This window comes from Enterobacter bugandensis (assembly GCF_900324475.1).
In the GTDB taxonomy this organism is placed as follows: Bacteria; Pseudomonadota; Gammaproteobacteria; order Enterobacterales; family Enterobacteriaceae; genus Enterobacter; species Enterobacter bugandensis.
This window is the reverse complement of the sequence record NZ_LT992502.1, coordinates 3056096-3082847: the sequence shown is the minus strand read 5'-3', so window position 1 is coordinate 3082847 and position 26752 is coordinate 3056096. Positions and strand designations below refer to the sequence as shown.

Genomic DNA, 26752 nt, shown 5'->3' with positions numbered 1-26752 from the left:
TAGCAAGCTTTAACGAGGCGACTAGTTTTTAGTATGCTAACTTATTTAATTTCTTTGCCAAGACCAATAAAACGGATTATTACACTCTCCATTGATGTTGTTTTGTTAACGTGTGCATTTTGGTTTGCATTTTGGGTTCGTATTGATTCTATGACACCGTTAACTAGCGTATCCCACTGGTTACTGCTCACATCAATAATAGTAATTACTCTTGCCATCTTTGTAAAACTTGGACTTTATAGAGCTGTAATACGTTACATAACCGCGAAAATACTGCTTGTTGTTTCTCTTGGAATGCTAATTTCGTCGTTACTCCTGATTATTGCCGCTTTTTACACAAACCTCTATCTTCCAAGAACCATCCCCTTTATTTATTTCTCGTTCGGGGTATTGCTTGTGGCGGGCTCGCGCCTTGGAATGAGAATGCTAGTTAATCGTGGCTTAAAATTGGGAACCCGCGTCATCATATATGGGGCCGGAGCTTCAGGACGACAGTTACTTCCCGCGTTGAGTCAGATGGATGAATACTATCCCGTTGCGTTTGTTGACGACAATCGCTCATTACAGGGGCAGGTTATCCATGGTGTAAGTGTGTTTTCGCCAGAAAAATTGGCATGGCTAATCGAGAAGTATGAGGCTAAGAAAATTCTGCTGGCGATGCCAAGTGCCAGCCGTGCGAGAAAAAATGAGGTGATTTCTACCCTCGAAGGACTACCTTGTGAGGTGCTTTCGATTCCGGGAATGGTTGACTTGGTTGAAGGAAAAGCGAGAATCGATGCTTTACGTAAAGTAGTAATTACCGATCTGTTAGGTCGCGACCCTGTTTCACCGATCCCTGAATTAGTCTCAAAGAATATTCTTGATAAAACGGTCATGGTCACTGGCGCAGGAGGGTCTATTGGTTCTGAACTATGCCGACAAATAATCAAAAATAAACCTTCACAACTAATTCTTTTCGAGTTATCAGAATACTCACTTTATTCTATCGATTCTGAGCTAAGAAATTTAATTCTGACACAATCCTTGAATACTAAGATTTACCCAATTTTAGGTAACGTTCAGGATATGGAACATCTTGAAAGGCTAATCAAGGCATTTAACGTTGAGACTATATACCATGCGGCAGCCTATAAGCATGTTCCGCTAGTTGAATTCAATGTTATTGACGGTGTCCGTAACAATATCTTTGGAACTTTGTGCTGCGCTCAAGCTGCCGAAAATTGTGGCGTCGAAAGTTTTGTTCTTATCTCTACAGATAAAGCTGTGCGGCCAACAAACACAATGGGTGCAACAAAGCGTATGGCGGAGCTGATTCTGCAGGCCCTGGCATCAGAATCGAGTAAAACCTGCTTCAGCATGGTCCGGTTCGGGAATGTGTTAGGTTCGTCCGGTTCGGTTGTCCCCCTATTTGAAAAACAAATCGCTGCTGGTGGTCCGGTAACATTAACGCACCCTGATATCACCCGTTATTTCATGACCATTCCTGAAGCAGCGCAGCTTGTGATCCAGGCTGGAGCAATGGGTAGTGGGGGAGATGTTTTTGTGCTGGATATGGGCGACCCGGTTAAAATTATTGATCTCGCCCACCGCATGATTGCCTTGCAGGGACTTTCCGTCCGTGATGATAAAAATCCTTATGGTGATATTGCTATCAAAACGACGGGACTGCGGCCTGGTGAGAAGCTTTATGAAGAGCTTTTAATAGGCGATAACGTCTCTATAACACAACATCCACGAATTAAAACGGCTAATGAAGTCATGCTTCCGTGGAGTGAAATGAAAAATATTCTTGCAGAATTGGATATCTCATGTCGCAACTTTGATTATGAACGGGTGCGCAAAATATTGCTAAATGCACCTACTGCATTTAATCCTACTGATGACATCTGTGACTTACTCTGGAAAGAAAACAACAGTTAAGTATTTTAAGTCAGTACCAAAATCTGAAATTAACTCACAAAGTAGATGGGAAAGAGATTCTTTCCCACCGAAGGATTTATAATGAACGTAATTCAAACACCTTTAAAAGATTGTGTGATCATTGAGCCTAAGGTTTTTGGTGATTCTCGCGGTTTTTTTCTTGAAGCCTGGCATAAAGAAAAATATGAAGATGCAGGAATTAAAGGTACTTTTGTACAGGATAATCGCTCACGTTCGAGTCGAAATGTTCTACGTGGACTGCATTTCCAGAAAACGAAGCCTCAGGGTAAATTAGTTAGCGTAATCAGCGGTGAAGTTTATGATGTTGCAGTGGATCTTCGCCAAGATTCTGATACGTTTGGCCAATATGTTGGTGTACTTCTTTCAGGCGAGAAGAATAACCAGTTGTACGTTCCTCCTGGGTTTGCCCATGGATTCTGCGTATTAAGCGATTATGCCGATTTCCACTATAAGTGTACTGATTTTTACGATCCAAAGGATGAAGGTGGGATTATCTGGAATGATCCGGATATTGCCATTGACTGGCCGATAACATCACCACTCCTCTCTGAAAAAGACATCAAATTAATTACACTCGCTGAGTATAAGAAAACGTTATGAAAGCACATTATACAGTGATCGGTGGACGTGGTTTCATTGGTAGTGAAATCGTGGAAAACCTTCTGGCTAAGGGGGAAAAAGTTGAAGTCCCGCCACGCGATGATGAGACTCTTTTTGATAGAGATCTGGGCATTGTCATCTATGCTGCTGGCAATGGTGATTGTGCAAACACACCATTTGATGTATATAAATCAAACACCGAGTTGCTGGCATCAATTTTGGAACGCGCTGAGTTCTCGAAATTAATCTATATTTCATCAACGCGCGTATATATGGAACAAGATAGCGCGTCGGAAAATGATAATCTTACGGTATGCAGCAGCGATAACCGAAGACTTTTTAACCTTACTAAACTGGTAAGTGAAGAGTTATGCCTTAAAAGCAGCCGAGATACGATTATTGTCAGACCTAGTAACGTTTACGGTTTGGCGTTAAAAAGTAAGTTATTCCTGCCAAGCATAATAAGAAATGCAATTTCGAATAAACATATTGATATGTATGTTGCGCCTGCATATGCAAAAGATTATGTTTCAGTTACGGATGTTGCAGAAATGATTTACCTCATCAGCCGTAAGAATGAACATCAGATCTATAACATTGCTTCTGGTGTAAATACCAAAGCATCTGATATTGCAGATTTAATTGCAAGTAAAACTGGCTGTACGATCAAATGGCATGAAGGTTTCAAAGGTGAGTATTTCCCTCCTACGGATAATACCAGAACTATAAATGAGTTCGGCCATGTCTATAAAAATGTATTGTCTGATATAGAAATTATGATCGATAACTTTAAAAAGAATATGACAGATGTCTAATTTTTTCTTATCAGCCATTAAAAAAAATGTGGCGGATGAAGATAAAAGAAAAGTCTTTGTGAACTTTTTTTATCTTAGCCTCGAGAGAATCACTCAACTCGTTATCATTATTATTATTAACAGATTATTGATAAATCATTATAATTTTGGTGATTTCAGTAGCTGGCAATATTCTCTCGTTATTCTGGCTATATTCATGACAGGCACATGGATCTGTGGGGCTGAGGTGGTTATTCCTAAATTGCTGGATGCACCATCAAAAATAAACTCCACTATGAGCAACGTGATTTTATTGCGTCTAGCGGCAGGAGTTTTCGTTGCATTGTGCATGGTGGCATGGGGAATCTTTGCTGCCAGTGGACTGTCCAGACAGTTCATTATTGGTTTGGCCATATCTGTTGCATTACGAGAAACTTTTATTGTAGGTTTAACATGGTACCAAAGCCAGGCTCGTCTCAAGTTACCTTGCCTCGTGCTGATGTTCGCTGCAATAATTAAACTCATTGTCATTTATATTGGTGTAAGGAATCAATTGCCAATAAATTATCTTTGGGTGGCATGGGTTATAGAATCACTTTTACCTTGTGGCTTTATCTTTTATACTTTCAGAAAAGCTACAGGATTTAAATTCGTGAAGGTTGATTCTGAGATTTTTTCGTATTTTAAGATTGGTGTCGCCGTATGGTTTTGTTTGATTATGCAGCAGGTCACCATGAAATTTGATCGAGTATATCTCGAAGGAAAAATTTCTGGAGAAACGTATTCGAACTATGCAGCAGCACTTCAGTTAGTCGATAACTGGTATGCAATATGTATTCTGTTTGTTCAGGCAATCGCACCAATTTTTATATTTAAATTTATTGATATTACAACAATAAAAAGAAAATTGCCGTTCTGTATTTTCGCTACGCTTTCAGTAACCTGTGCTGGCGCACTGTTTACAACAATTCTTGCCGACATGATTATTCACGTCCTTTATGGTGCAAAACTCGTTTACGCATATAGTTATTTAAAAACATTTGTCTGGTTAACACCAATATTAGCTATAGATCAGTTGCTCAGTATGGTTCTAATTAGAATGAAGCAGTTAAAAAAATTAGCTATTAAGTGGTTAATAGCCTTCTGCCTGGTAGTGGCTATTGTTCCTGCCATTTTCCATTATATGGGGGTGAGTAACATCGTCATCGGTTTAGCAGTAGTCTACGCCTTTAATATAATTTATTCTACGAGGTGCATTAGTGCAGTACAATGATAAGATTTCAATAGTGGTCCCTGCTTACTGTGAACCATCGAAAGTTAAGCGCTTCATGGATGCTATACTGAATATTGATTATCCAAACAACCTTGTCGAATTAATCCTTATTGACGATTGTAGCCCAATTTCACTTGCAGAAATCGCAGGCTCGTATGCGGAAGCGTTTAAAGATAAGATAAATTTTTTATTCCACAGGAACCAAATAAATTCTGGCAGGGCAATTTCCCGTAACGTGGGTATTTCTCTCGCGACAAATTCGTTGATAATGTTTATTGATATCGACAATCTGCTTGAACCTAACGCATTAAAAAAGATCGTTTCGTTTTTCCATGATAAGAGCTATACAGCAGCCAGAATTAACATACGAATCGATCCCGCCAGACTCAACACCAGCAATTACCTCCGCTATTTTGACAGTCGTTATTTGGGGGCGCGTAACATGCCTGAAGGAGTTATAAGCACTCGTTTCTTCGCAAGTGACGGCATTATCCTGACGCGTGATATAATTGACACAATTGGCGGTTTTGATGAAACTTTCTATCATTACGGCTGTGAAGATGAGGAACTTGGCATCCGAGTTTCAAAAGCAAAGTATGACTTTTATTTTTTACCCGATGCAAGAGCAGAAGACAGTGATACCCCAACTTTGCGCAGAGCTTCGGAAAGAATGGTTGTATATGCGTCAAAATCTTTCCCTGTTTTGAAAGAAAAACATCCGGAATGCGTGAAGGACAGTCTCTTTTCATCTTACGAAGTGATGTTGGAAGATACAAAACTCCTTAGTAAACTACTCATAAAGGCTATACATATTCTTCCAATAACAACGACACGAAAAATTCTGCTCTGCTTGTGTGATAAATTAGATTCAAAAACGATTAAAATACCCGATTTTGTATATAAAGTCGTATTGGCACTTTCATATATTGAAGGTGGAAGACTTCGACAGCTGAGGATGTAGAATGAGTATTTTTTTATTGTCCCCAGGGTTTGTATATGCTTCAATTTGGTTGTTTACAATTTTCTTATATTCGCTTGGATTGACGACTAATATTAGCCCTCTCTCAAGTGAGATGATGGTGTTTTTGTCAATCAATGTTGTTCTGGGGTTGATTTTTTCACTTCCATTTATCACTCCTGGCAGTATTAATCATGTTCGTCTTAAAGATATTATGCCATCCTGGCGAGCGACTAAAATATGGCTCATCATTTGGTGCTTTGCAATAATACCTGATGTGGTTGTTGCTGGTGGGATCCCAATGATTATGCAATTTAGGGGCGGCTATAACTATACCGAGTTCGGCATACCAACATATCATGGGATAGTTAATATGCTATTCCTTTTTGTTTTTCCGTCACTATATTATCATTTTCTTTTATCAAAACGGAAAAGTATACTTCTGGTAATTCTGTTAATGAGCATCTGGGAAATGCTGGTCTTCAGACGTGGTATTCTGATGTCTGGTCTCGTAGAAATATTCTTTTTATTCTTTATTTATAAAAAATTCACGAAAAAGATGTTTGTTTATACTGTATTGTCAGTTGTGACAATAGTTCTACTTTTTGGAGCAGTAGGAGATATCAGGGGCGCAGAAAATCCGTATCAATATTTGTTGTCACCACAAGGCCAATTTTTGTCGAGTCTGCCTTCAGGATTTACATGGTTTTATGTCTATGTTACTGCGGGTCTTGCAAATCTTGCCTATAACTTTGCGGATATAGTGCCGGTATACGATTTTACAAGCTTCCAGGATCTTTTCCCCAGTGTTATCCGAAATCTCATTTATAGTGATTTAGGATTCCACGATACCATGGCATTAGTAGATGATAATGCCAACGTTTCAACAATGTTTGAAAAGCTAATGCCCGATCTTGGCATCGCGGGCTCCCTAATTGTGGTTACATGCTTACTTCTGCTTTTCAGTATTGCCTACAAGAATTTGCTAAAGTCATATCGTTTTAGTTTATTTCCTTATGCGATTGCAATGCAGTGCGCAATATTTAGTGGCTTTTATAATTTATTTTTTATTCAGACATATTTCTTACTTTTTATTGTAACTCTTGTTCTTGTGAGAATTAAAATATTTACAGGGAGTCATCCTAATGTTTGAGTTAGTTAAGGAAGATGTACGGAGATATTACAAACTGAGTGGGCGTAATAAATCAAAAGTTTCTCTTTTAGGTATAATTTCAGCTTTTATCGGAATGAAAATGACTCCAGTTATTTTATACCGCATGAGTCATTTTTGCTATAAGAAAAGAATCCCTGTTTTAGGAAAGATTTTTTCGCTAATAAATTTTATTGTTTTTGGGGTTGAAATTGCGTCAAACTGCGAAATAGGTGGTGGTTTTTTTATACCACACTCGCAGGGTATTGTTATTGGCGCATCTAAAATTGGTGTTAACGCAACAATATACCAGCAAGTTACGCTGGGTGCGAAAAATATCGATATTCCATTCAATCACGCTAATCGCCCTGTTTTAGGTGATAATGTAGTAATTGCATCTGGGGCTAAGGTTCTTGGTGGTATTCGAATTGGTGACAATGTTATTGTCGCGGCTAACGCTGTTGTAATGCATTCCTGTGATGACAATGTGCTACTTGTAGGCATTCCGGCCATTGTGAAGAAGAGTATTTAAAATGAAAGTGCTGTTTTTATGTCCTCGCTTTTTTAATTATGAAACCGAAATATCTGATGGATTAAGGCGAGCCGGTGCCACCGTTGATTATTTCGATGAAAAGCCATTTAATAACGTCTTTTTTAAAATTTTACTTAGGCTCTGGAAAGATAATAATTTCCTTAAACGCATTTCAGACGCGTATTTTGAGAGGATATTGCTTCAAACAAGAGATGATTACGACTATGTTATAGTGCTTAAAGGTGAGTCTCTCGATAGAAAAAATCTTCTTAAATTCAAAAATAAATATAAGAGTGCTCAATTCATTTACTACGCGTGGGATTCTATTAAAAATTATCCTCATATTCAGGAGTATCTAAACTTATTTGACCGAGTGTTTACCTTTGATGATAATGATGCTCGAGAATATGATTTTATGGATCATTTGCCATTGTTTTATTCCCCTGATTTTGTAAGCACAGCGACAAGAAAAACAGCAAAGAACGTTAAGCCAAGTATTGCATTCCTCGGTACCGTACATAGTGACAGATACAAGCTATTAGGGGAAATTTATGAGAAATATAAAAATGAATATGATTTAAGGTTTGTGCTTTATTTTCCTTCTATTGTTGTATTGGCTGGTTTTATTCTTACCAATATAAAAGATGTCATTAAATACAGACTCTTTAGTTTTACACTTCGCTCTAGAAATAAAAAACAGATTGCGTCATTCTTCTCTGGTGCTGATGCTGTGCTTGACATCCAGCATCCCCGGCAGACAGGTTTGACGATGAGAACAATAGAATGCTTACCTCTAAAGAGGAAGTTCATAACTACTAATAGCAGAGTTAAGGACTACGACTTTTATGCATCTGAAAATTTTTATTTTATAGACCGCAAAAATATTTATATAGACTCTGCTTTTTTTGATATCCCGTATGATGAAAAGCATACGGATGCAATTTCGCGTTATAGCGTAGACTCATGGGTAAAAACATTGTGCTCAACTGATATCAGAAAAGATGTTGTTTAATTGAAAGATATTAATTCTAATTTAGCTTAAGAGTATTGAGGTAGTAGAATGAAGGGTATTATTCTTGCTGGCGGTTCAGGAACACGTTTACACCCAATTACACGTGGAGTCTCTAAACAACTTTTACCCATTTATGATAAACCTATGGTTTATTATCCAATGTCGGTGCTTATGCTTGCGGGTATCCGTGATATTCTCTTAATCACAACACCTGAAGATCTGCCTTCTTTTAAACGTTTGTTAGGAGATGGTAGTCGTTTCGGAATTAATTTGTCCTATGAAATTCAGCCGTCTCCTGATGGCCTTGCGCAAGCATTCATTATTGGTGAAGAGTTTATCTCTGGTGATAAATGTGCCTTAGTATTAGGTGATAATATTTTCTTCGGGCAGAGTTTTGGTAGGAAACTTGAATCGGTTGTTTCAGGTAATGCCGGGGCTACTGTTTTTGGCTACCAGGTAATGGATCCAGAGCGTTTTGGTGTTGTAGAGTTTGATGAAAACTTCAAGGCATTAAGTATAGAAGAAAAACCAGCTGCACCTAAATCCAACTGGGCTGTTACTGGCCTATATTTTTATGATGCAAACGTGGTTGATATGGCAAAACGCGTTAAACCATCAGCACGCGGTGAACTTGAAATTACTACGCTGAATGAGATGTATCTCGAACAGGGAAATCTTCAGGTAGAATTACTGGGACGAGGCTTTGCATGGCTCGATACCGGTACCCATGACAGTTTAATCGAAGCATCACAATTTATTCATACTATTGAGAAGCGACAAGGGTTCAAAATCGCCTGCCTGGAGGAAATTGCTTACCGTAACGGTTGGCTCACTGAGAGTGAGGTCCTGACCTACGGGAATGAAATGAGCAAGACCAATTACGGCCAGTATTTGCTCAATTTAATAAAAAATAGCAAATAGCGATTCATAAAATTAACAATATCATACCCTTAATAGCTATCAGGTTTTGATTATAAAATGAAAGCAAAACATTTTTTCCTTACCTCTGCGCTTCTTTTACCTCCTGCATTCTCTGGTGAAAAACAGCAATGTGATTTTCTCTGGGGCACGGCATCCTCATCTTACCAGGTTGAAGGTGGCTGGAATGAGAGTGGAAAGGGTCCTTCAAACTGGGATTATTTTACTCATAATGAAGTAACAAAATATACTATTGGTACCGTTGAAAATGGAGATGTTGCAGCCAATCAAATTTCTCGGGATGTCTATCTAAAAGATATACAACTCATGAAAGAATTAGGTGTCAATTCGTACCGCTTCTCCATATCCTGGTCCAGGGTCATGCCTGACGGTGTAACGGTAAATAAAAAGGGATTAGAATATTACAACCAACTTATTGCTGACTTAAAAGAAGCTAATATTGAGCCGGTGATTACACTTTACCACTGGGACATGCCATTAGCGCTTTATAAAAAAGGTAGTTGGTCTAACCCTGAATCACCAGTGTGGTTCGAAAAATTTGCGCAAGTTATTTTTGAGAATTTTGGTAATAAAAGTCATAATTTTATTACCTTTAATGAGCCTGAAGGCTATGTTTTTACTCTTGAACCCCTTGCAGCAAATCTCATTGAAAAAAAACCAGACGGATACCGTGACGTTTTGTCCGTAGCGTCTCGTGGAAAACAAGCGGTAGCATTACACAACCTTTTGATTGCAAATGCGATGGTGGTACGTAATTACCATAAGGCTAAATATGATGGACGTATTGGCATTGCGTTAAACTTATCTCCTTGCATCGATAATGGACATCCAAATAGTACTACTGAGCAGTTATGTAACGATCTCCACAACAACTGGATTCTCGATGCTCTATATAAGGGAAAATATCCAGATTCAGTATTGAAAATGTATCAATCAGCATATCCTAAATTTAAGCCCACATCTCAAGATATGCAATTGATTACCCAAGGAAAACCTGATTTCATCGGCGTAAATTATTATGGTCCAACATTGGTTAGGCATGATAAATCTGAACCGTTTGAAATAGGTAATGTCCCTAACCCAGATAAAAAACCATCCGTCAACGGACCTGTTTCTCCTGAGGCGTTGGTTACAATGATGAAAAAGATTGATGCCGAATATGCTCATCCTACCTTCATTATTACTGAGAATGGTGCAGGTTTTGGTTTAGCTGATGAAAAACTTAAGGAAGGGGTCATTTCTGATAAGTTGAGAGCAGACTATCTCAAGAGACATGTTACTGCCGTTATGAATGCAAAAAAGGAAGGATTGGATATTCAGGGCTATCTATTTTGGAGCTTGCTCGATAATTTCGAATGGTTATGGGGTTACAAAAATAGGTTTGGAATAATTGGTGTCGATTTCGATGATAAGAATTTGAAACGTATACCTAAGTTAAGCTATTATATTTACCAGAAAACTATTAAAGAATATAAAAAGCAATGTATTTCAACGACGCAAAAATGACCACTTGATAAAGCCATGCTTTTGTTATGGCTAAAGTGTATTAATGACCATAATTACCTACCTCTGCTCTCGATTTCTGAGTTAAGATTATTCGATAATATATCCACCGGGAAGTACCTGGTGGGACCACACCTGACAGGAGTATGTAATGTCCAAGCAACAGATCGGCGTTGTCGGTATGGCAGTGATGGGGCGCAACCTGGCGCTCAACATCGAAAGCCGTGGTTATACCGTCTCCGTTTTCAACCGCTCCCGTGATAAGACTGAAGAAGTGATTGCCGAGAACCCAGGCAAGAAGCTGGTTCCTTTCTATACGGTGAAAGAGTTCGTTGAGTCTCTGGAAACGCCTCGTCGAATCCTGCTAATGGTGAAAGCGGGCGCAGGTACCGATGCAGCTATCGACTCCCTGAAGCCTTACCTCGAAAAAGGCGACATCATCATTGATGGCGGTAACACCTTCTTCCAGGACACCATTCGTCGTAACCGTGAATTGTCCGCTGAAGGCTTCAACTTCATCGGTACCGGTGTTTCCGGTGGTGAAGAGGGTGCGCTGAAAGGCCCATCTATCATGCCTGGTGGCCAGAAAGAAGCGTACGAACTGGTTGCGCCTATTCTGACTAAAATCGCTGCTGTTGCGGAAGATGGCGAGCCGTGTGTGACTTATATCGGTCCGGACGGTGCGGGTCACTATGTAAAAATGGTGCACAACGGCATCGAATACGGCGATATGCAGCTGATTGCAGAAGCATACTCCCTGCTGAAAGGCGGCCTGAATCTCTCTAATGAAGAGCTGGCTGAAACCTTTACCGAGTGGAACAAAGGCGAGTTGAACAGCTACCTGATCGACATCACCAAAGATATCTTCACGAAAAAAGATGAAGAGGGTAAATACCTGGTTGATGTGATCCTGGATGAAGCAGCGAACAAAGGTACCGGTAAATGGACCAGCCAGAGCTCTCTGGATCTGGGTGAGCCGCTGTCTCTGATCACCGAATCCGTCTTTGCGCGTTATATCTCTTCTCTGAAAGAGCAGCGCGTTGCTGCTTCTAAAGTGCTGTCAGGCCCACAGGCTAAACCAGCCGGTGACAAAGCTGAGTTCGTCGAGAAAGTTCGTCGCGCCCTGTACCTGGGTAAAATCGTCTCCTACGCGCAGGGCTTCTCACAGCTGCGTGCGGCGTCTGACGAGAATAACTGGGACCTGAACTACGGCGAGATCGCGAAGATCTTCCGCGCGGGTTGCATCATTCGTGCGCAGTTCCTGCAGAAAATCACCGATGCCTATGCTGAAAACGCAGGTATCGCTAACCTTCTGCTGGCACCGTACTTTAAGAAGATTGCAGACGAGTACCAGCAGGCGCTGCGTGACGTGGTTGCCTACGCTGTACAGAACGGTATCCCGGTTCCAACCTTCTCCGCTGCGGTGGCGTATTACGATAGCTACCGCGCTGCCGTTCTGCCTGCCAACCTGATTCAGGCACAGCGTGACTATTTCGGCGCGCATACTTACAAGCGCACGGATAAAGAAGGCGTGTTCCACACCGAATGGATGGAATAAGTTAACTTACTCGCTATCATCAAACCCGGAGCCTGTCTCCGGGTTTTTTTATGCAAAAAATGCCGCGCATTATTCGAAGTAGTCTGAATCTCATCCCCCTCGTTGTGATTACTCCTGGTTTGCCTTGACAGTGCTGTTTGCCAGGAGGTACAAAGCCCAACAGTTATGTTTATCGCGATGGTCTGCTGGCCATCAATACAGTTAACTAAAAGAAGTCATTAGCGAATGAAAATAACAATTTCCGGAACAGGGTATGTCGGTCTTTCTAACGGCATTCTGATTGCTCAGAACCATGAAGTGGTTGCGCTGGATATCGTGCAGGCCAAAGTGGATATGCTCAATCAGAAGAAATCGCCGATTGTCGACAAAGAAATCCAGGACTATCTCAGCAACAAACCGCTGAATTTCCGCGCCACGACAGATAAAGAAGATGCATACCGCGATGCGGATTACGTCATCATTGCGACGCCTACTGACTACGATCCAAAAACCAACTATTTCAACACCTCAACCGTAGAAGCGGTTATCAAAGATGTTATTGCGATTAATCCTGATGCGGTGATGGTTATTAAATCGACCATTCCTGTCGGCTTTACCAAATCCATCAAAGAAAAGTTTGGTATTGATAATATCTTCTTCTCGCCAGAGTTCCTGCGTGAGGGGAGAGCGCTTTACGATAACCTGCATCCTTCCCGTATCGTTATTGGCGAACGTTCTGAGCGCGCTGAACGCTTTGCCGCACTGCTGCAGGAAGGCGCAGTGAAGAAAGATATTCCGGTGCTGTTTACGGACTCCACCGAAGCGGAGGCGATTAAGCTTTTCGCAAACACCTATCTGGCAATGCGAGTCGCGTACTTCAATGAGCTCGACAGCTATGCAGAAAGTCTTGGGCTGAACACCCGCCAGATTATTGAAGGGGTTTGCCTCGACCCGCGTATTGGTAACCACTACAACAACCCGTCATTTGGCTACGGCGGTTATTGCCTGCCAAAAGATACCAAGCAGCTGCTGGCAAACTACCAGGCTGTGCCGAATAACCTGATATCGGCGATTGTTGACGCTAACCGTACGCGTAAAGATTTCATCTCCGATTCTATTCTTGCGCGCCAGCCGAAAGTGGTCGGCGTGTATCGTCTGATCATGAAGAGCGGTTCCGATAACTTCCGCGCCTCTTCCATTCAGGGGATCATGAAGCGCATCAAGGCGAAAGGCGTTGAGGTTATTATTTATGAACCGGCCATGCAGGAAGATCAGTTCTTCAATTCCCGCGTGATCCGCGATCTGGATGCTTTTAAGAAGGAAGCGGATGTCATCATCTCGAACCGTATGGCCGAAGAGCTGGCTGACGTCGCTGACAAAGTCTATACCCGCGATCTGTTCGGTAGCGACTAATTCTCTTACGTTAAAATAAAAAACCCGGCTGATTTGCCGGGTTTTTTATTTTCAGACCTTGTAAAACTCGCGGTACCAGTCAACGAAGTTCTTCACGCCGTCTTTAACCGAGGTTTGCGGTTTGAAACCGATCACGTCATAGAGCGCTTTCGTGTCGGCGCTGGTTTCCAGGACGTCGCCCGGCTGGAGTGGCAACATATTTTTCTCGGCTTTCTTACCCAGCGCCTCTTCCAGCGCGGTGATGTAGTCCATCAGTTCTACCGGCGAACTGTTACCGATGTTGTAAACGCGGTAAGGTGCTGAACTGGTTGCCGGTGAGCCAGTCTCGACGGTCCAGTTTGCGTCAGGATGGGGAATAACATCCTGCAGGCGGATAATTGCTTCAGCGATATCATCGATGTAGGTGAAATCGCGCTTCATCTTGCCGTAGTTATAGACATCGATGCTTTTGCCTTCAATCATCGCCTTAGTAAACTTAAACAGCGCCATGTCCGGGCGTCCCCACGGACCGTATACGGTAAAGAAGCGCAATCCGGTGGTCGGCAGGTTGTAGAGATGCGAATAGGTGTGCGACATCAGCTCATTGGCTTTTTTGGTCGCGGCATAGAGTGAAACCGGGTGATCTACGGAATCGGCAGTGGAGAAGGGCATCTTACGGTTGAGGCCATATACGGAGCTGGATGAGGCATACAGCAAATGCTGAACGTGGTTATGGCGGCAGCCTTCCAGCACGTTGAGGTGGCCAATAAGGTTGGCATCGGCGTACGCATGCGGGTTTTCCAGGGAGTAGCGTACGCCTGCCTGTGCGGCCAGGTGAATAACGCGATCGAACTTCTCGTCAGCGAAAAGCGCAGCCATACCTTCCCGGTCAGCTAATTCCATCTTGTGGAAGGTGAATCGCTCAGATTGTAGCCGTTCCAGACGTGCCAGCTTTAAATTAACATCGTAATAGTCGTTCAGGTTATCAATACCGACAACCTCATGACCGCCCTCAATGAGGCGTTTGCTGACATTCGAACCGATAAAACCCGCTGCACCCGTTACCAGAAATTTCATATCTTTCCTCAAATACCTAACGCTTACAGATGCGATAACGCATCACATAGTGACTATGATAGCGCGAAGGGGGCGAGTTACATAACGCATCTTTCCGATATAACTCATCGGATTCTTATAGAAAAATCCTCAGCAATATATACACTATGCAAACATAATAATTTTCCCCCTTTTTATCTGTTAGGGATTGTATGACGCAAAACAACAATAGTCCGGTCAGCCGAAGCAATGACCCTGAGCACATTGATTTACTTGCATTAATGCTACAGCTGTGGCGTGGGAAGTGGACGATAGCAATTTTTGTTTTTCTTTTTATTGCCATGGCGATAGGATATCTATCAGTCGCAAAGGAAAAGTGGACCTCACGGGCGATTATTGCACAACCAGATGCGGCCCAGATAGCGACTTATTCAAATGCATTGAACATCCTCTACGGCAGCGCTGCTCCTTCGATGCTGGACATTCAAACGCGCGCTATTGGACGTTTTAACTCTTCTTTCTCAGCGTTATCGCAGGCGCTGGACAATCAGGACGTGCCAGAAAAACTGACCATTGAGCCTGCTGTTAAAGGGGAAACGTTGCCATTAACCGTCTCCTATATCAGCACTTCTGCTGAAGCGGCTCAAAAGCAGTTAGCGCAGTACATTCAGCAAGTAGATGAACAGACGGCAAAAGAACTTGCCCTTGACCTCAAGGACAATATCAAGGAACAGATTAAATCCCTGAACGATTCTCTGGTAAGCCAGGAAAAGGTCGCTCAAGAGCAGAAAGAGCTGCGAATCAAACAGATTGCTGAGGCGCTGAAAAATGCTGAGGCGGCGAAAATTACCTCGCCGCGCATTCAGCAAACCCAGGATGTGACTCAGGAAACGATGTTTCTGCTGGGAAGCGACGGTCTGAAATCGATGATTGACAATGAAGCGTCACGCCCGCTGGTCTTTTCTGCTGCTTACTATCAGACCAGACAAAACTTGCTGGATATTCAAAATCTGAACGTAAACCCGGATACTATCCACGTCTACCGTTACGTTATGAAACCAAATCTGCCTGTACATCGTGACAGCCCCAAAAAACCAATCATTCTGACTCTTGCCGTGCTGCTGGGCTTGATGATGGGTTCTGTAGTGGTACTGGCGCGTAACGCATTGCACAACTACAAACCAAAAGTCTGATTTGCAGATTAAAAAAAACCGGGGAAAATCCCCGGTTTTTTTATTTATGACGCTTTCGTAGATTCTCAATCACCGCCGTCAAATCCAGTTCCTGATCCTGCAGCAGCACCAGCAGGTGATACATCAAATCCGACGCTTCATTCGTCAACTCTTCCCGGTCATGTACGGTCGCGGCCAGCGCCGTCTCAACACCTTCTTCACCCACCTTCTGCGCAATACGCTTAGTCCCGCTGGCATACAGCTTCGCGGTATAGGAGCTCTCAGGATCCGCCGTTTTACGCTCCGCCAGGAGTTGCTCAAGCTGATACAGGAACAGCCACTGGTGACTCGCCTCGCCGAAGCAACTGCTGGTGCCTTTATGGCAGGTTGGACCGATTGGGTTCACCAGCACCAGCAGGGTGTCGTTATCGCAGTCTGGCGTCATGCTGACCACGTTCAGGAAGTGACCCGAAGTTTCCCCCTTGGTCCACAGGCGCTGCTTCGTGCGCGAGAAAAACGTCACTTTGCCGCTGTCGATCGTTTTTGCCAGCGCGTCCTGGTTCATGTATCCCAGCATCAGCACTTCGCCTGAGACGGCATGCTGTACAACCACCGGCAGTAATCCGTCAGTTTTTTCCCAGTCCAGCTGCGCCTGTTGTTGCTCTGTTAACATACCCTGATCTCCACGCCCTGGTCGGCCAGGTACGTTTTTAACTCGCCAATATTGATAATCTGTTTGTGGAACACGGACGCGGCCAGCGCGCCGTCGACGTTCGCATCGCGGAAGGCTTCCAGGAAGTGTTCCATGGTGCCCGCGCCGCCGGAGGCAATCAGCGGAACGTGGCAGACCGCGCGAACTTTCTTCAGCTGCTCGAGATCGTAACCGTTACGCACGCCGTCCTGGTTCATCATGTTCAGCACAATCTCACCTGCGCCGCGCTTCTGCACTTCCTGCACCCAGTTGAGCGTTTCCCACTGCGTCACGCGCGTCCGGCTTTCATCGCCGGTATATTGGTTAACGTGATATTTGCCGGTCGCGGCGTCGAACCAGGTATCAATCCCTACCACTATGCACTGCACGCCAAAGCGATCGGCCAGGCGGGTAATCAGTTCCGGCTCGGCCAGAGCAGGGGAGTTGATGGAAATCTTGTCGGCGCCAAAAGAGAGAATTTTGGCGGCGTCATCAGCAGACTTAATCCCGCCCGCCACGCAGAACGGAATATCAATCACTTCCGCCACGCGCGCGACCCAGCTTTTATCGACCACGCGGCCATCGCTGGAGGCGGTGATATCATAGAAGACCAGTTCGTCAGCGCCTTCATCGGCATAGCGTTTTGCCAGCGGGACGATATCGCCAATGATCTCGTGGTTGCGGAACTGCACGCCTTTCACAACCTGACCATCGCGCACGTCAAGACAAGGAATTATCCGTTTTGCCAGCATTGAATCGCCTCCGTCACCGTAAATTTACCTTCCAGCAGGGCCCGGCCCACAATTACGCCCTGCACACCGGTACCGCGCAGCGCGGCCACGTCGTCTATGTCACCAATACCGCCTGAAGACTGAAACGCAACCTGCGGATAACGCGCGCATACCTCCTGATACAGCGAGACGTTGGAACCCTCCAGCGTGCCGTCGCGCGAGATGTCCGTGCACAGCACGTGCTTCAGGCCCACAGGGAGATACGTCTCGACCAGCGCTTCCAGCGTTACGCCGGAATTTTCCTGCCAGCCGCTGACCGCCACCTGCTTATTACCCTGCTCGTCAATGCGCACGTCCAGCGCCAGTACCAGGGCGTCGGCGCCAAAGCGGCGGAACCAGCCCTTCACCGTCTCAGGCTCTTTCACGGCGGTTGAACCGACCACCACGCGCGCCACACCTGCATCCAGAAGAGCCGCCACGTCGTCCTCGGTGCGTACGCCGCCGCCGACCTGCACGGGCACGTCAACACCAGCAACCAGTTTTTTCAGCAGCGGGATCTGGCGCTTCGCCGGATCTTTCGCGCCCGTTAAATCCACCAGATGCAGCACCTGTGCACCCTGGGCGGCATAATCCTGCAGGCGCGGCAGCGGGTCCTTTCCGTAGTCGCGCTGTTGACCGTAATCGCCCTGATGAAGACGGACAACCGTGCCGTCGATTAAATCTAAAGCGGGAATAATCATCACATCTCCAGGAAGTTTTTCAGCAGCTGCGCGCCAGCGGCGCCAGAGCGTTCCGGGTGAAACTGCACGCCGAAGAAATTGTCTTTCTGCACCGCCGCGGTAAACGCCTCGCCGTAAGTGCACTGGGCGATGGTATTGACGTTCACCGGCATGGCGTAGCTGTGCACGAAGTAAAAGTACGCGCCGTCTTCGATGCCGCGAAACAGCCGGTCACCCGCTTTGGCGTAAACGCGGTTCCAGCCCATATGCGGCAGAGGCAGGCCGTGGTCGGTCATTTTCGGTACGTCTTCGTCGATAATGCCCAGCAGGTCAACGCCGTTGCTCTCTTCGCTGCGGCGGCCAAGAAGCTGCATGCCCAGGCAAATCCCCAGCACCGGCTGGGTACAGGCTTTGATCAAATCGACCAGATCGCGTTCGCGAATCTGGTCCATCGCCGCCTGTGCGGTGCCAACGCCCGGCAGGAAAAGCTTGTCAGCGCGCAATACAATGTCCGGATCGCGGCTCACCACCGGCTCATAGCCGTGGCGCGCGATGGCCGATTTCACGGAGTTGAGGTTGGCGCATCCGGTATCCAGAATCACCACGTTCATTACAACACTCCTTTCGACGAGGGCAGGGCATCGCCTTCCACGCGGATCGCCTGGCGAAGCGTACGGCCAAAGGCTTTAAACAGGCTCTCCACGCGGTGGTGATCGTTTTTGCCTTTGGTTTTCAGGTGCAGCGTCAGTCCCATGGTGTAGGACAGGGAACGGAAGAAGTGCTCCACCATTTCGGTGCTGAGATCGCCGACGCGCTGGTAGGTGAAATCAGCTTTGTATTCCAGGTGCGGACGACCCGAGATGTCCATGGCGCAGCGCGCCAGGCACTCGTCCATCGGCAGGACGAAGCCGAAACGGTTGATGCCGCGCTTGTCGCCGAGCGCCAGCTTCAGGGCTTCACCCAGCGCCAGGCCGGTATCTTCCACGGTGTGGTGATCGTCAATATAAAGGTCGCCTTTTACCGCGATCTCCATGCGGAAACCGCCGTGGGTGGCAATCTGGTCCAGCATGTGGTCAAAGAAACCGACGCCGGTGTGGATCTTGCTGCCGCCTTCACGGTCCAGCCATACCTTTACATCAATCTGCGTCTCTTTGGTGTTACGCTCAACGTGAGAATAGCGGTCGCGTTTTGTCAGTTGCTCGCCAATCTTTGCCCAGTTAAGGTCGTTACGATCGTAGCGCAGCCCCGCGATGCCCATGTTTTCCGCCAGCGTAATATCGGTGATGCGATCGCCGATGACGTAGCTGTTGGTTTTATCCAGCATATCTTCGGCCAGATAGCGCTCAACCAGCTTCACCTTTGGCTTACGGCAGTCGCACTCGTCGGCTGGCATGTGCGGGCAAATCAGCACTTCATCAAATACCACGCCCTGAGAGGTCAGCACCTGCATCATCAGGTTATGCGGGCCGTCAAAGTCCGCCTGCGGGAAACTGTCCGTACCCAGACCGTCCTGGTTAGTGATCATTACCAGCTTATAGCCCGCTTTCTGAAGCTTAAGCAGCACCGGGATGACGTCCGGTTCAAAAGCCAGCTTGTCGAAACGATCGACCTGGAAATCGGCTGGTGGCTCCGAAATAAGGGTGCCATCACGATCGATGAAAAGGATCTTCTGGGTCATACTTTCTCCGCTTTCAGGGCGTCAATGACGCGCTGGCTCTCTGCGCGGGTGCCTACGGTGATACGTAAACAGCCACTCAGGGAAGGTTGTTTATTCTGGTCTCGTAAGATAATGCCCTGATCCCATAAAGATTTAAATACGGCACTGGAGGCGGTGAAGCGCGCCAGGATGTAGTTGGTTTCCGAGTCGAACACCTGCTCGACGCAAGGGATGTCTTTCAGCGCGGTGACAAGGTACTGACGTTCCTCCAGGATCTGCGCCACGCGTTCGCGCATCGCGTTGATACCCTGAGGCGTCAGCGCCTGTGCCGCAATATCGGCAACCGGCGTTGAGAGCGGGTACGGGGCGATCACTTTCAGCAGCAGGTCGATGACCTCTTTATTCGCCAGCGTAAACCCGCAGCGCAGGCCCGCGAGGGCGAAGGCTTTTGACAACGTGCGCAGCACAACGAGATGCGGATACTCTTCCAGCCAGCCCGTCAGCGTCGCCTGCGGGCAGAACTCGATGTAGGCTTCGTCGGCCACCACCAGCGCTTTACCACGGGTCATCTCCAGCAGGGTGCGGATATCCTGCGGGTTAATAATCTGCCCGGTGGGGTTATTTGGGCTGCAGACGAAGACGACCTTCACGCCGTCGAGATTGTCGGCAATGCCCTGTAAATCGAGCTGCCAGTTCTCCAGCGCCTGGACGTTGCGGCACGCCACGCCGAAGGTTTCGGCGCTGACGCTGTACATGCCGTACGTGGGCTGGCAGTACATCACCGCGTCTTTGCCCGGCTCGCAGAACGCGCGGATCAGCAGTTCAATGCCCTCATCCGCGCCGCGGCTGACCAGTACCTGCTCCGGCTTCACACCCGCGTACTGGGCGTAGTTTTCAATCACCGCTTTTGGCTGACACTCCGGATAGCGGTTCAGCGTTTGCTGCGACAGCTCAAACTGCACCGCAGTCGGGAATTCGTTGGCGTTCAGCCAGACGTCCCCGTTTCCGCCCAGACGACGCGCAGACTGGTAAGGCGTCAGGCGGCGGACATTTTCGCGGGCTAATTCTTCAATGTTCATGCTTGCTCCTTCAGGGCGGCAACGCGCAGCGTCACGGCGTTTTTGTGGGCAGTCAGACGCTCAGCGGCGGCCAGGGTTTCAATAGTAGAAGCCAGTGAGGCAAACCCGTCACGGGAGAGTTCCTGCACGGTCATGCGTTTCTGGAAATCCGCCAGGCCGAGGCTGGAACAGGTAGAGGTGTAGCCATACGTTGGCAGCACGTGGTTGGTGCCGGAGGCGTAATCCCCCGCGGACTCCGGTGACCAGTCGCCGAGGAACACCGAGCCCGCGCTGGTGATGCTGTCGACCAGATCGCGCGCGTTGCGGGTCTGAATAATCAGGTGTTCCGGGCCGTACTGGTTGGAGATGGCGATGCACTGCTCGAGATCGCGCGCCACAATCAGGCGGCTGGCCGCTAACGCCTGACGTGCCGTGTCGGCGCGGGGCAGGTCGGCAAGCTGGCGTTCAACGGCTTCACCCACGCGTTTCGCCATATCGGCATCCGGCGTCAGCAGGATGACCTGCGAGTCCGGGCCGTGTTCCGCCTGTGAAAGCAGGTCGGAGGCCACGAAGTCCGGCGTTGCGCCGCTGTCGGCAATGACCAGCACTTCAGACGGACCGGCAGGCATATCGATGGCAGCGCCGTCGAGACGCTGGCTGACCTGACGCTTGGCTTCGGTCACATACGCATTGCCCGGGCCAAAAATTTTGTCGACCTTAGGAATGGACTCCGTCCCGAACGCCAGGGCGGAAATCGCCTGCGCGCCGCCCACTTTATAGACCGCCTGTACGCCGCAGAGTTTTGCCGCGTAGAGGATCTCATCGGCGATCGGTGGCGGAGAGCACAGCACTACTTTCTGGCATCCGGCGATACGCGCCGGCGTGGCGAGCATTAATACGGTCGAAAACAGCGGCGCTGAACCACCAGGGATATAAAGCCCCACTGACGCAACCGGGCGCGTCACCTGCTGGCAACGCACGCCGGGCAGGGTTTCGACATCCACGGTCTGCAGCTTCTGCGCGGTGTGGAAGGTATCAATGTTTTTCACCGCAACGGCCATCGCCTGCTTGATGTCATCTCCCAGACGATTACTGGCATCAGTGATTTCCTGCTCCGTAACCTGCAATGCGCCGACTTCCGTCTTATCAAACTTTGCACTGTATTCACGCAGGGCGTCATCGCCGCGGGCTTTAACGTTATCCAGGATCTCCGCCACGGTGCGTGAGATGCTCTCAGAGGCGGAAATTGCCGGGCGCATCAGCAGCTCGCGCTGTTGCTCGTCGCTACAGGTATTCCAGTCGATGATTGTGTTAAAGCTCATGGCCATTACTCCATCATCTTCTCAATTGGCAGCACCAGGATGGAGCTTGCGCCCAGCGCCTTCAGTTTTTCCATGGTTTCCCAGAACAGGGTTTCGCTGCTCACCATGTGCATCGCCACGCGCTGCTGATCGCCCGCCAGCGGCAGGATGGTTGGGCGCTCAGCGCCCGGCAGCAGGGCAATCACTTCATCCAGACGCTCGGTTGGGGCGTGCATCATGATGTATTTGGACTCACGCGCCTGAATCACGCCCTGAATACGGGTCAGCAGCTTGTCGATCAGCTGCTGTTTGGCGTCGGCCATCTCGCCGTCGCGCTGAATCAGGCACGCTTTAGAGCGGTAAATCACTTCCACTTCGCGCAGACCGTTCGCTTCCAGCGTCGCGCCGGTCGAGACGAGGTCACAGATGGCGTCCGCCAGACCCGCACGCGGTGCCACTTCAACGGAGCCGTTCAGCAGGCAGGATTTAAACTGCACGCCTTTCTGGTCGAGATAACGCTTCAACAGGTGAGGGTAAGAGGTGGCGATACGTTTGCCGTTCAGCGCGGCCGGGCCGTCCCACGCTTCATCAACCGGCGTTGCCAGCGACAGGCGGCAGCCGCCGAAGTCCAGACGACGCAGGGTGAAGTAACGCGGGTCTTCACCCTGCGCGCGGCGGGTCAGCAACTCTTCTTCCAGCACGTTTTCACCGATGATGCCGAGGTCAACGACGCCGTCCATCACAAGGCCGGGAATATCGTCATCACGCACGCGCAGAATGTCGATCGGCATGTTTTCAGCCAGAGCAATCAGGCGCTGGGTGTGCAGGTTGATTTTGATCCCGCAGCGGGCCAGCAGTTCGCGTGAATCGTCACTCAAACGGCCTGATTTTTGAATAGCTATGCGTAAACGTGAGTTATCTAACATTCTTTATTCCTCGTTAACCTGTTTTAACCTGTCTGAATTCGGTCCAAAAAAAAGCCCCCGGAAGAAGATCTTCCGGGGGCTTTTTCATGCGTTCATGCACCACTGGAAGATCCAAACGTCTTCCAGCACACATCGCCTGAAAGACTAGTCAGGATGATGGTGATGATGGTGGTGTTTAAATTGAACGCGTGTCATATAAATTCTCGATGAATGCTTATTCATTTGATGTCTTTTAACCTAAACCAGTTGTACGACATATTGCAAGGGCTTTTTTTGATCATTAATTCATTTCATATTGATGCTATGAATTGTGTGTTCTGCCGGGCTGGCGTAGCCTTATGAAAGACGAGTGAGAGTCAGGAGAATTCGCATGAAAAAGGTCGCGATTGTCGGTTTAGGATGGCTGGGAATGCCGCTGGCGATGTCATTAGCCGCGAAAGGCTGGCAGGTGACCGGGAGCAAGACCACCCGGGATGGGGTCGAAGCGGCGCGCATGTGCGGTATTGATGGCGTTGAACTGCGTCTGGAGCCTGAGCTGGTGTGTGATGCGGACGATCTGGACACGCTGATGAACGTAGATGCGCTGGTGATTACGCTACCCGCACGGCGCAGTGGCCCGGGCGAATCATTCTACCTGCAGGCGATGCAGGAGATTGTCGACAGCGCGCTGGCGCATCACGTCCCGCGCATAATTTTTACCAGCTCGACGTCGGTTTATGGCGATGCTGAGGGCGTGGTGAAAGAGAGTTCCGAGCGCCGTCCCGTAACCGCGAGCGGTCAGGTCCTGAAAGAGCTGGAAGACTGGCTGCATAACCTTCCCGGCACGCAGGTCGATATCGTTCGTCTGGCGGGGCTGGTTGGCCCGGGGCGTCATCCGGGGCGCTTCTTTGCCGGTAAGACTGCACCAGACGGTCAGCATGGCGTGAATCTTGTGCATCTTGAAGATGTTATTGGCGCGATTGAGCTACTCTTACAGGCTCCAAAAGGCGGACACATCTATAATATATGTGCACCGTCTCATCCGGCGCGCAGCACGTTTTACCCGCTCATGGCACGCCAGCTTGGGTTGGCTCCGCCGGTTTTTGGTGAGGCAAAGAACGAAAGTAAAGGCAAAATTGTTGATGGCAATCGCATTTGCCATGAGCTGGGGTTTGAGTATCAGTATCCCGATCCGCTGGTGATGCCCATGGAATAAGACCCTCAGCGGAGACAATCGCACACCAGAAGGGGGCGAGCATGAAACCGCTGCTGGATGTTCTTATTATTCTGGATGCACTGGAAAAAGAGGGGAGCTTTGCGGCTGCCTCGGCAAAGCTCTACAAAACCCCTTCGGCCCTGAGCTATACCGTTCAAAAACTGGAAAGCGACCTCAATATTCAGATCCTCGATCGCACCGGGCACCGCGCGCGGTTTACCCGCACCGGGCAGATGCTGCTGGAAAAAGGTCGTGACGTTCTTCATACCGTTCGCGAGCTGGAAAAGCAGGCCGTCAAGCTCCATCAGGGATGGGAGAATGAGCTGGTGATTGGCGTGGATGATACCTTTCCGTTTTCTTTACTGACGCCGCTCATTGAAGCGTTTTATCAGCATCACAGCGTCACCCGGCTGATTTTCATCAACGGCGTGCTGGGCGGCTCCTGGGAGGCTTTAACCCAGGGCAGGGCGGACATCTTTGTCGGTGCCCTGCACGAGCCTCCCCAGTTGAGTGACTTTGGTTTTGCCCGCCTGGGCGTGCTGGAGCAGGTATTTGCCGTGGCGCCCCATCATCCGCTGGCTCAGGAGCCTGAGCCTCTTAACCGCCGCGTTATTAAGGGGTACCGCGCAATAGTAGTCGGGGACAGCTCGCGCCCCGAATGTGCGGTTTCCTCGCAGCTGCTGGATGAGCAGGAGGCCATTACCGTTTTTGACTTTAAAACCAAGCTGGAGCTGCAAATTAGCGGTCTGGGCTGCGGCTATTTGCCGCGCTATCTGGCGCAGCGCTTTATTGATAGCGGTGCGCTTGTTGAAAAACAGGTGCTTGCGCAAAGCAGTAACGAATCGGTGTGGGTCGGCTGGAATGAACAAACCGCCGGGCTGGCCAGCGCCTGGTGGCGGGACGAAATTTTAGCAAATAGTGCTATCGCTGCAGTTTACTCTCAGGGGAGCGCCGAGAAATCAGCCAGTTAGAAAAAAGAAAATGACCCGGTGCGTTGCAAAGTATTGCCTTTTGTATCCGATGTGGGGCAAAATGCCGCCGCTGCAACCAAATGAATAATCGACGATATAAAAGGCGTCGGTTATTTTTTTTTGCATGTACGAAACGAAACTAAAAACCAAGAGGCCGGGCTTCGTACCGGATAGATATTTACTAAAATCCGACAGTTGTTGTCGCTGAGGAAGAAAGAAATGGGGCAATTTTTCGCTTACGTGGCGGTTATCACCGTAAAGGAGAATAACTATGTCGCATAACGCAACTCCAAACACCTCTCGCGTGGAATTACGTAAAACGCTTACGTTGATTCCGGTTGTTATGATGGGCCTTGCCTATATGCAACCGATGACGCTGTTCGATACATTCGGTATCGTATCGGGCCTCACTGACGGTCATGTGCCGACGGCTTACGGCTTTGCGCTGATTGCGATCCTCTTTACCGCGCTGAGCTACGGTAAACTGGTGCGTCGCTATCCGTCTGCAGGTTCCGCCTACACCTATGCCCAGAAATCCATCAGCCCGACGGTTGGCTTTATGGTGGGCTGGTCTTCGCTGCTCGACTACCTGTTCGCGCCGATGATCAACATTCTGCTGGCAAAAATCTATTTTGAAGCGCTGGTGCCATCGATTCCCTCGTGGATCTTCGTCGTGGCGCTGGTAGCCTTTATGACGGCCTTTAACCTGCGCAGCATCAAGTCCGTTGCCAACTTTAACTCCGTTATCGTTGTGCTTCAGGTTGTCCTGATTGCCGTGATTCTTGGCATGGTGATCTATGGCGTATTCCACGGCGAAGGCGCGGGCACCCTGGCGAGCAGCAAACCGTTCTGGTCTGGTGATGCGCATGTGATCCCGATGATTACCGGGGCGACGATTCTGTGCTTCTCCTTTACCGGTTTCGACGGGATTAGCAACCTGTCTGAGGAAACGAAGCATGCAGAGCGCGTGATCCCGCGTGCCATCTTCCTGACGGCGCTGATTGGCGGTCTGATCTTTATTTTCTCGACCTATTTCCTGCAGCTGTACTTCCCGGATATCTCGCGCTTCAAGGATCCGGATGCGTCTCAGCCGGAAATCATGCTCTATGTGGCGGGTAAAGCGTTCCAGGTCGGCGCGCTGATCTTCTCCACCATCACCGTACTGGCGTCCGGTATGGCCGCGCATGCAGGCGTTGCGCGTCTGATGTACGTAATGGGTCGTGATGGCGTATTCCCGAAAAGCTTCTTCGGCTACGTGCATCCAACCTGGCGTACCCCGGCGATGAACATTATCCTGGTCGGTGCGATCGCGCTTCTGGCGATTAACTTTGACCTGGTGATGGCAACGGCGCTGATTAACTTCGGTGCGCTGGTGGCGTTCACCTTTGTTAACCTGTCGGTTATCTCTCAGTTCTGGATCCGTGAAAAGCGTAACAAGACGCTGAAAGATCACTTCCAGTATCTGTTCCTGCCGATGTGCGGTGCCCTGACCGTGGGCGCGCTGTGGGTTAACCTGGAAGAGAGCTCGATGGTGCTTGGCCTGATTTGGGCAGGTATCGGTCTGGTGTACCTGGCCTGCGTTACGAAGAGCTTCCGTAACCCGGTTCCGCAGTACGAAGACGTTGCTTAAGTCTTAACATTTAA

The 26752-nt window shown here is 48.0% G+C and carries 27 protein-coding genes and 1 other annotated feature; of the genes, 17 read left to right on the top strand and 10 right to left on the bottom strand.

Going from position 1 to position 26752, the window contains the following annotated elements; translation table 11 throughout:
* The first annotated feature begins 33 nt into the window (after positions 1–33).
* The 12 genes from DG357_RS15005 to ugd all read left to right on the top strand — a co-directional run bounded on the left by DG357_RS15005 (position 34) and on the right by ugd (position 13652).
* Positions 34–1920, top strand: coding sequence for a nucleoside-diphosphate sugar epimerase/dehydratase (locus DG357_RS15005; protein ID WP_047363176.1), 1887 nt, complete (start codon positions 34–36; stop codon positions 1918–1920).
* Between the two features lie 81 nt (positions 1921–2001).
* Positions 2002–2541: a dTDP-4-dehydrorhamnose 3,5-epimerase gene (gene rfbC, locus DG357_RS15000; RefSeq protein ID WP_028013780.1), complete on the top strand. Its 540-nt coding sequence runs from the start codon at positions 2002–2004 to the stop codon at positions 2539–2541.
* Positions 2538–3356, top strand: a complete 819-nt coding sequence (locus DG357_RS14995) for an NAD-dependent epimerase/dehydratase family protein (protein ID WP_047367923.1) — start codon at positions 2538–2540, stop codon at positions 3354–3356. Before rfbC ends, DG357_RS14995 begins: the two co-directional genes overlap by 4 nt.
* Positions 3349–4608: an O45 family O-antigen flippase gene (gene wzx, locus DG357_RS14990; protein ID WP_047367922.1), complete on the top strand. Its 1260-nt coding sequence runs from the start codon at positions 3349–3351 to the stop codon at positions 4606–4608. Before DG357_RS14995 ends, wzx begins: the two co-directional genes overlap by 8 nt.
* Entirely contained in the window at positions 4595–5569 is a 975-nt protein-coding gene (locus DG357_RS14985) for a glycosyltransferase (protein ID WP_159087784.1), read from the top strand. Before wzx ends, DG357_RS14985 begins: the two co-directional genes overlap by 14 nt.
* A gap of 1 nt (position 5570) precedes the next feature.
* Positions 5571–6719 carry an O-antigen polymerase gene (locus DG357_RS14980; protein ID WP_047363181.1) on the top strand — a complete coding sequence of 383 codons (1149 nt, stop codon included), beginning with the start codon at positions 5571–5573 and terminating at the stop codon, positions 6717–6719.
* Positions 6712–7248: a serine O-acetyltransferase gene (locus tag DG357_RS14975; protein WP_047363182.1), complete on the top strand. Its 537-nt coding sequence runs from the start codon at positions 6712–6714 to the stop codon at positions 7246–7248. Before DG357_RS14980 ends, DG357_RS14975 begins: the two co-directional genes overlap by 8 nt.
* A gap of 1 nt (position 7249) precedes the next feature.
* Entirely contained in the window at positions 7250–8260 is a 1011-nt protein-coding gene (locus DG357_RS14970; protein ID WP_049137382.1) for a CgeB family protein, read from the top strand.
* A gap of 48 nt (positions 8261–8308) precedes the next feature.
* A complete protein-coding gene (gene rfbA, locus DG357_RS14965; RefSeq protein WP_028013773.1) occupies positions 8309–9181 on the top strand; it encodes a glucose-1-phosphate thymidylyltransferase RfbA in 873 nt (290 codons plus the stop codon).
* Between the two features lie 57 nt (positions 9182–9238).
* Positions 9239–10705 carry a glycoside hydrolase family 1 protein gene (locus DG357_RS14960; protein WP_088204827.1) on the top strand — a complete coding sequence of 489 codons (1467 nt, stop codon included), beginning with the start codon at positions 9239–9241 and terminating at the stop codon, positions 10703–10705.
* A gap of 148 nt (positions 10706–10853) precedes the next feature.
* The gene (gene gndA, locus DG357_RS14955; protein ID WP_028013772.1) at positions 10854–12260 is read left to right on the top strand and encodes an NADP-dependent phosphogluconate dehydrogenase; all 1407 of its coding nucleotides are present in this window, start codon (positions 10854–10856) and stop codon (positions 12258–12260) included.
* Positions 12261–12485: 225 nt separating this feature from the next.
* The gene (ugd, locus tag DG357_RS14950) at positions 12486–13652 is read left to right on the top strand and encodes a UDP-glucose 6-dehydrogenase (RefSeq protein ID WP_063409310.1); all 1167 of its coding nucleotides are present in this window, start codon (positions 12486–12488) and stop codon (positions 13650–13652) included.
* A gap of 51 nt (positions 13653–13703) precedes the next feature.
* On the opposite strand, the gene DG357_RS14945 is transcribed toward ugd, so the two are convergent.
* Positions 13704–14708, bottom strand: a complete 1005-nt coding sequence (locus DG357_RS14945) for an NAD-dependent epimerase (protein WP_047367916.1) — start codon at positions 14706–14708, stop codon at positions 13704–13706.
* Between the two features lie 191 nt (positions 14709–14899).
* Between DG357_RS14945 and wzzB the strand changes: the two genes are divergently transcribed.
* Positions 14900–15880 (top strand): LPS O-antigen chain length determinant protein WzzB, encoded by a 981-nt coding sequence (wzzB, locus tag DG357_RS14940; RefSeq protein ID WP_088204828.1) that lies wholly within the window; start codon positions 14900–14902, stop codon positions 15878–15880.
* Between the two features lie 40 nt (positions 15881–15920).
* On the opposite strand, the gene hisIE is transcribed toward wzzB, so the two are convergent.
* The 9 genes from hisIE to hisL all read right to left on the bottom strand — a co-directional run bounded on the left by hisIE (position 15921) and on the right by hisL (position 23137).
* Complete coding sequence (hisIE, locus tag DG357_RS14935) at positions 15921–16532, bottom strand: bifunctional phosphoribosyl-AMP cyclohydrolase/phosphoribosyl-ATP diphosphatase HisIE (protein WP_028013768.1); 612 nt, start codon at positions 16530–16532, stop codon at positions 15921–15923.
* Positions 16526–17302 (bottom strand): imidazole glycerol phosphate synthase subunit HisF, encoded by a 777-nt coding sequence (gene hisF, locus DG357_RS14930; RefSeq protein WP_088204829.1) that lies wholly within the window; start codon positions 17300–17302, stop codon positions 16526–16528. Before hisF ends, hisIE begins: the two co-directional genes overlap by 7 nt.
* Positions 17284–18021: a 1-(5-phosphoribosyl)-5-[(5-phosphoribosylamino)methylideneamino]imidazole-4-carboxamide isomerase gene (gene hisA, locus DG357_RS14925; protein ID WP_088204830.1), complete on the bottom strand. Its 738-nt coding sequence runs from the start codon at positions 18019–18021 to the stop codon at positions 17284–17286. The genes hisF and hisA overlap by 19 nt, the downstream gene beginning before the upstream one ends.
* The gene (gene hisH, locus DG357_RS14920; RefSeq protein WP_028013765.1) at positions 18021–18611 is read right to left on the bottom strand and encodes an imidazole glycerol phosphate synthase subunit HisH; all 591 of its coding nucleotides are present in this window, start codon (positions 18609–18611) and stop codon (positions 18021–18023) included. The genes hisA and hisH overlap by 1 nt, the downstream gene beginning before the upstream one ends.
* Positions 18611–19678: a bifunctional histidinol-phosphatase/imidazoleglycerol-phosphate dehydratase HisB gene (gene hisB / locus DG357_RS14915; protein ID WP_028013764.1), complete on the bottom strand. Its 1068-nt coding sequence runs from the start codon at positions 19676–19678 to the stop codon at positions 18611–18613. Before hisB ends, hisH begins: the two co-directional genes overlap by 1 nt.
* Positions 19675–20736: a histidinol-phosphate transaminase gene (hisC, locus tag DG357_RS14910; protein ID WP_028013763.1), complete on the bottom strand. Its 1062-nt coding sequence runs from the start codon at positions 20734–20736 to the stop codon at positions 19675–19677. The genes hisB and hisC overlap by 4 nt, the downstream gene beginning before the upstream one ends.
* Positions 20733–22037, bottom strand: coding sequence for a histidinol dehydrogenase (gene hisD / locus DG357_RS14905; protein ID WP_088204851.1), 1305 nt, complete (start codon positions 22035–22037; stop codon positions 20733–20735). Before hisD ends, hisC begins: the two co-directional genes overlap by 4 nt.
* A gap of 5 nt (positions 22038–22042) precedes the next feature.
* Positions 22043–22942, bottom strand: coding sequence for an ATP phosphoribosyltransferase (hisG, locus tag DG357_RS14900; protein ID WP_000886595.1), 900 nt, complete (start codon positions 22940–22942; stop codon positions 22043–22045).
* A 45-nt stretch (positions 22943–22987) separates the two neighbouring features.
* Positions 22988–23111, bottom strand: a sequence feature (His leader region).
* Entirely contained in the window at positions 23087–23137 is a 51-nt protein-coding gene (gene hisL / locus DG357_RS14895) for a his operon leader peptide (RefSeq protein ID WP_001364200.1), read from the bottom strand. It overlaps the preceding feature by 25 nt.
* A gap of 175 nt (positions 23138–23312) precedes the next feature.
* On the opposite strand from hisL, the gene DG357_RS14890 reads away from it, so the two are divergent.
* The 4 genes from DG357_RS14890 (at position 23313) to plaP (ending at position 26738) form a co-directional block, all read left to right on the top strand.
* Positions 23313–24137, top strand: a complete 825-nt coding sequence (locus DG357_RS14890; protein WP_028013761.1) for an SDR family oxidoreductase — start codon at positions 23313–23315, stop codon at positions 24135–24137.
* Positions 24138–24178: 41 nt separating this feature from the next.
* Complete coding sequence (locus DG357_RS14885; protein ID WP_045260392.1) at positions 24179–25108, top strand: LysR substrate-binding domain-containing protein; 930 nt, start codon at positions 24179–24181, stop codon at positions 25106–25108.
* Between the two features lie 219 nt (positions 25109–25327).
* Positions 25328–25390, top strand: coding sequence for a membrane protein YoeI (gene yoeI, locus DG357_RS14880; protein ID WP_099458931.1), 63 nt, complete (start codon positions 25328–25330; stop codon positions 25388–25390).
* The gene (plaP, locus tag DG357_RS14875) at positions 25380–26738 is read left to right on the top strand and encodes a putrescine/proton symporter PlaP (protein WP_088204831.1); all 1359 of its coding nucleotides are present in this window, start codon (positions 25380–25382) and stop codon (positions 26736–26738) included. The genes yoeI and plaP overlap by 11 nt, the downstream gene beginning before the upstream one ends.
* Positions 26739–26752: the final 14 nt, after the last annotated feature.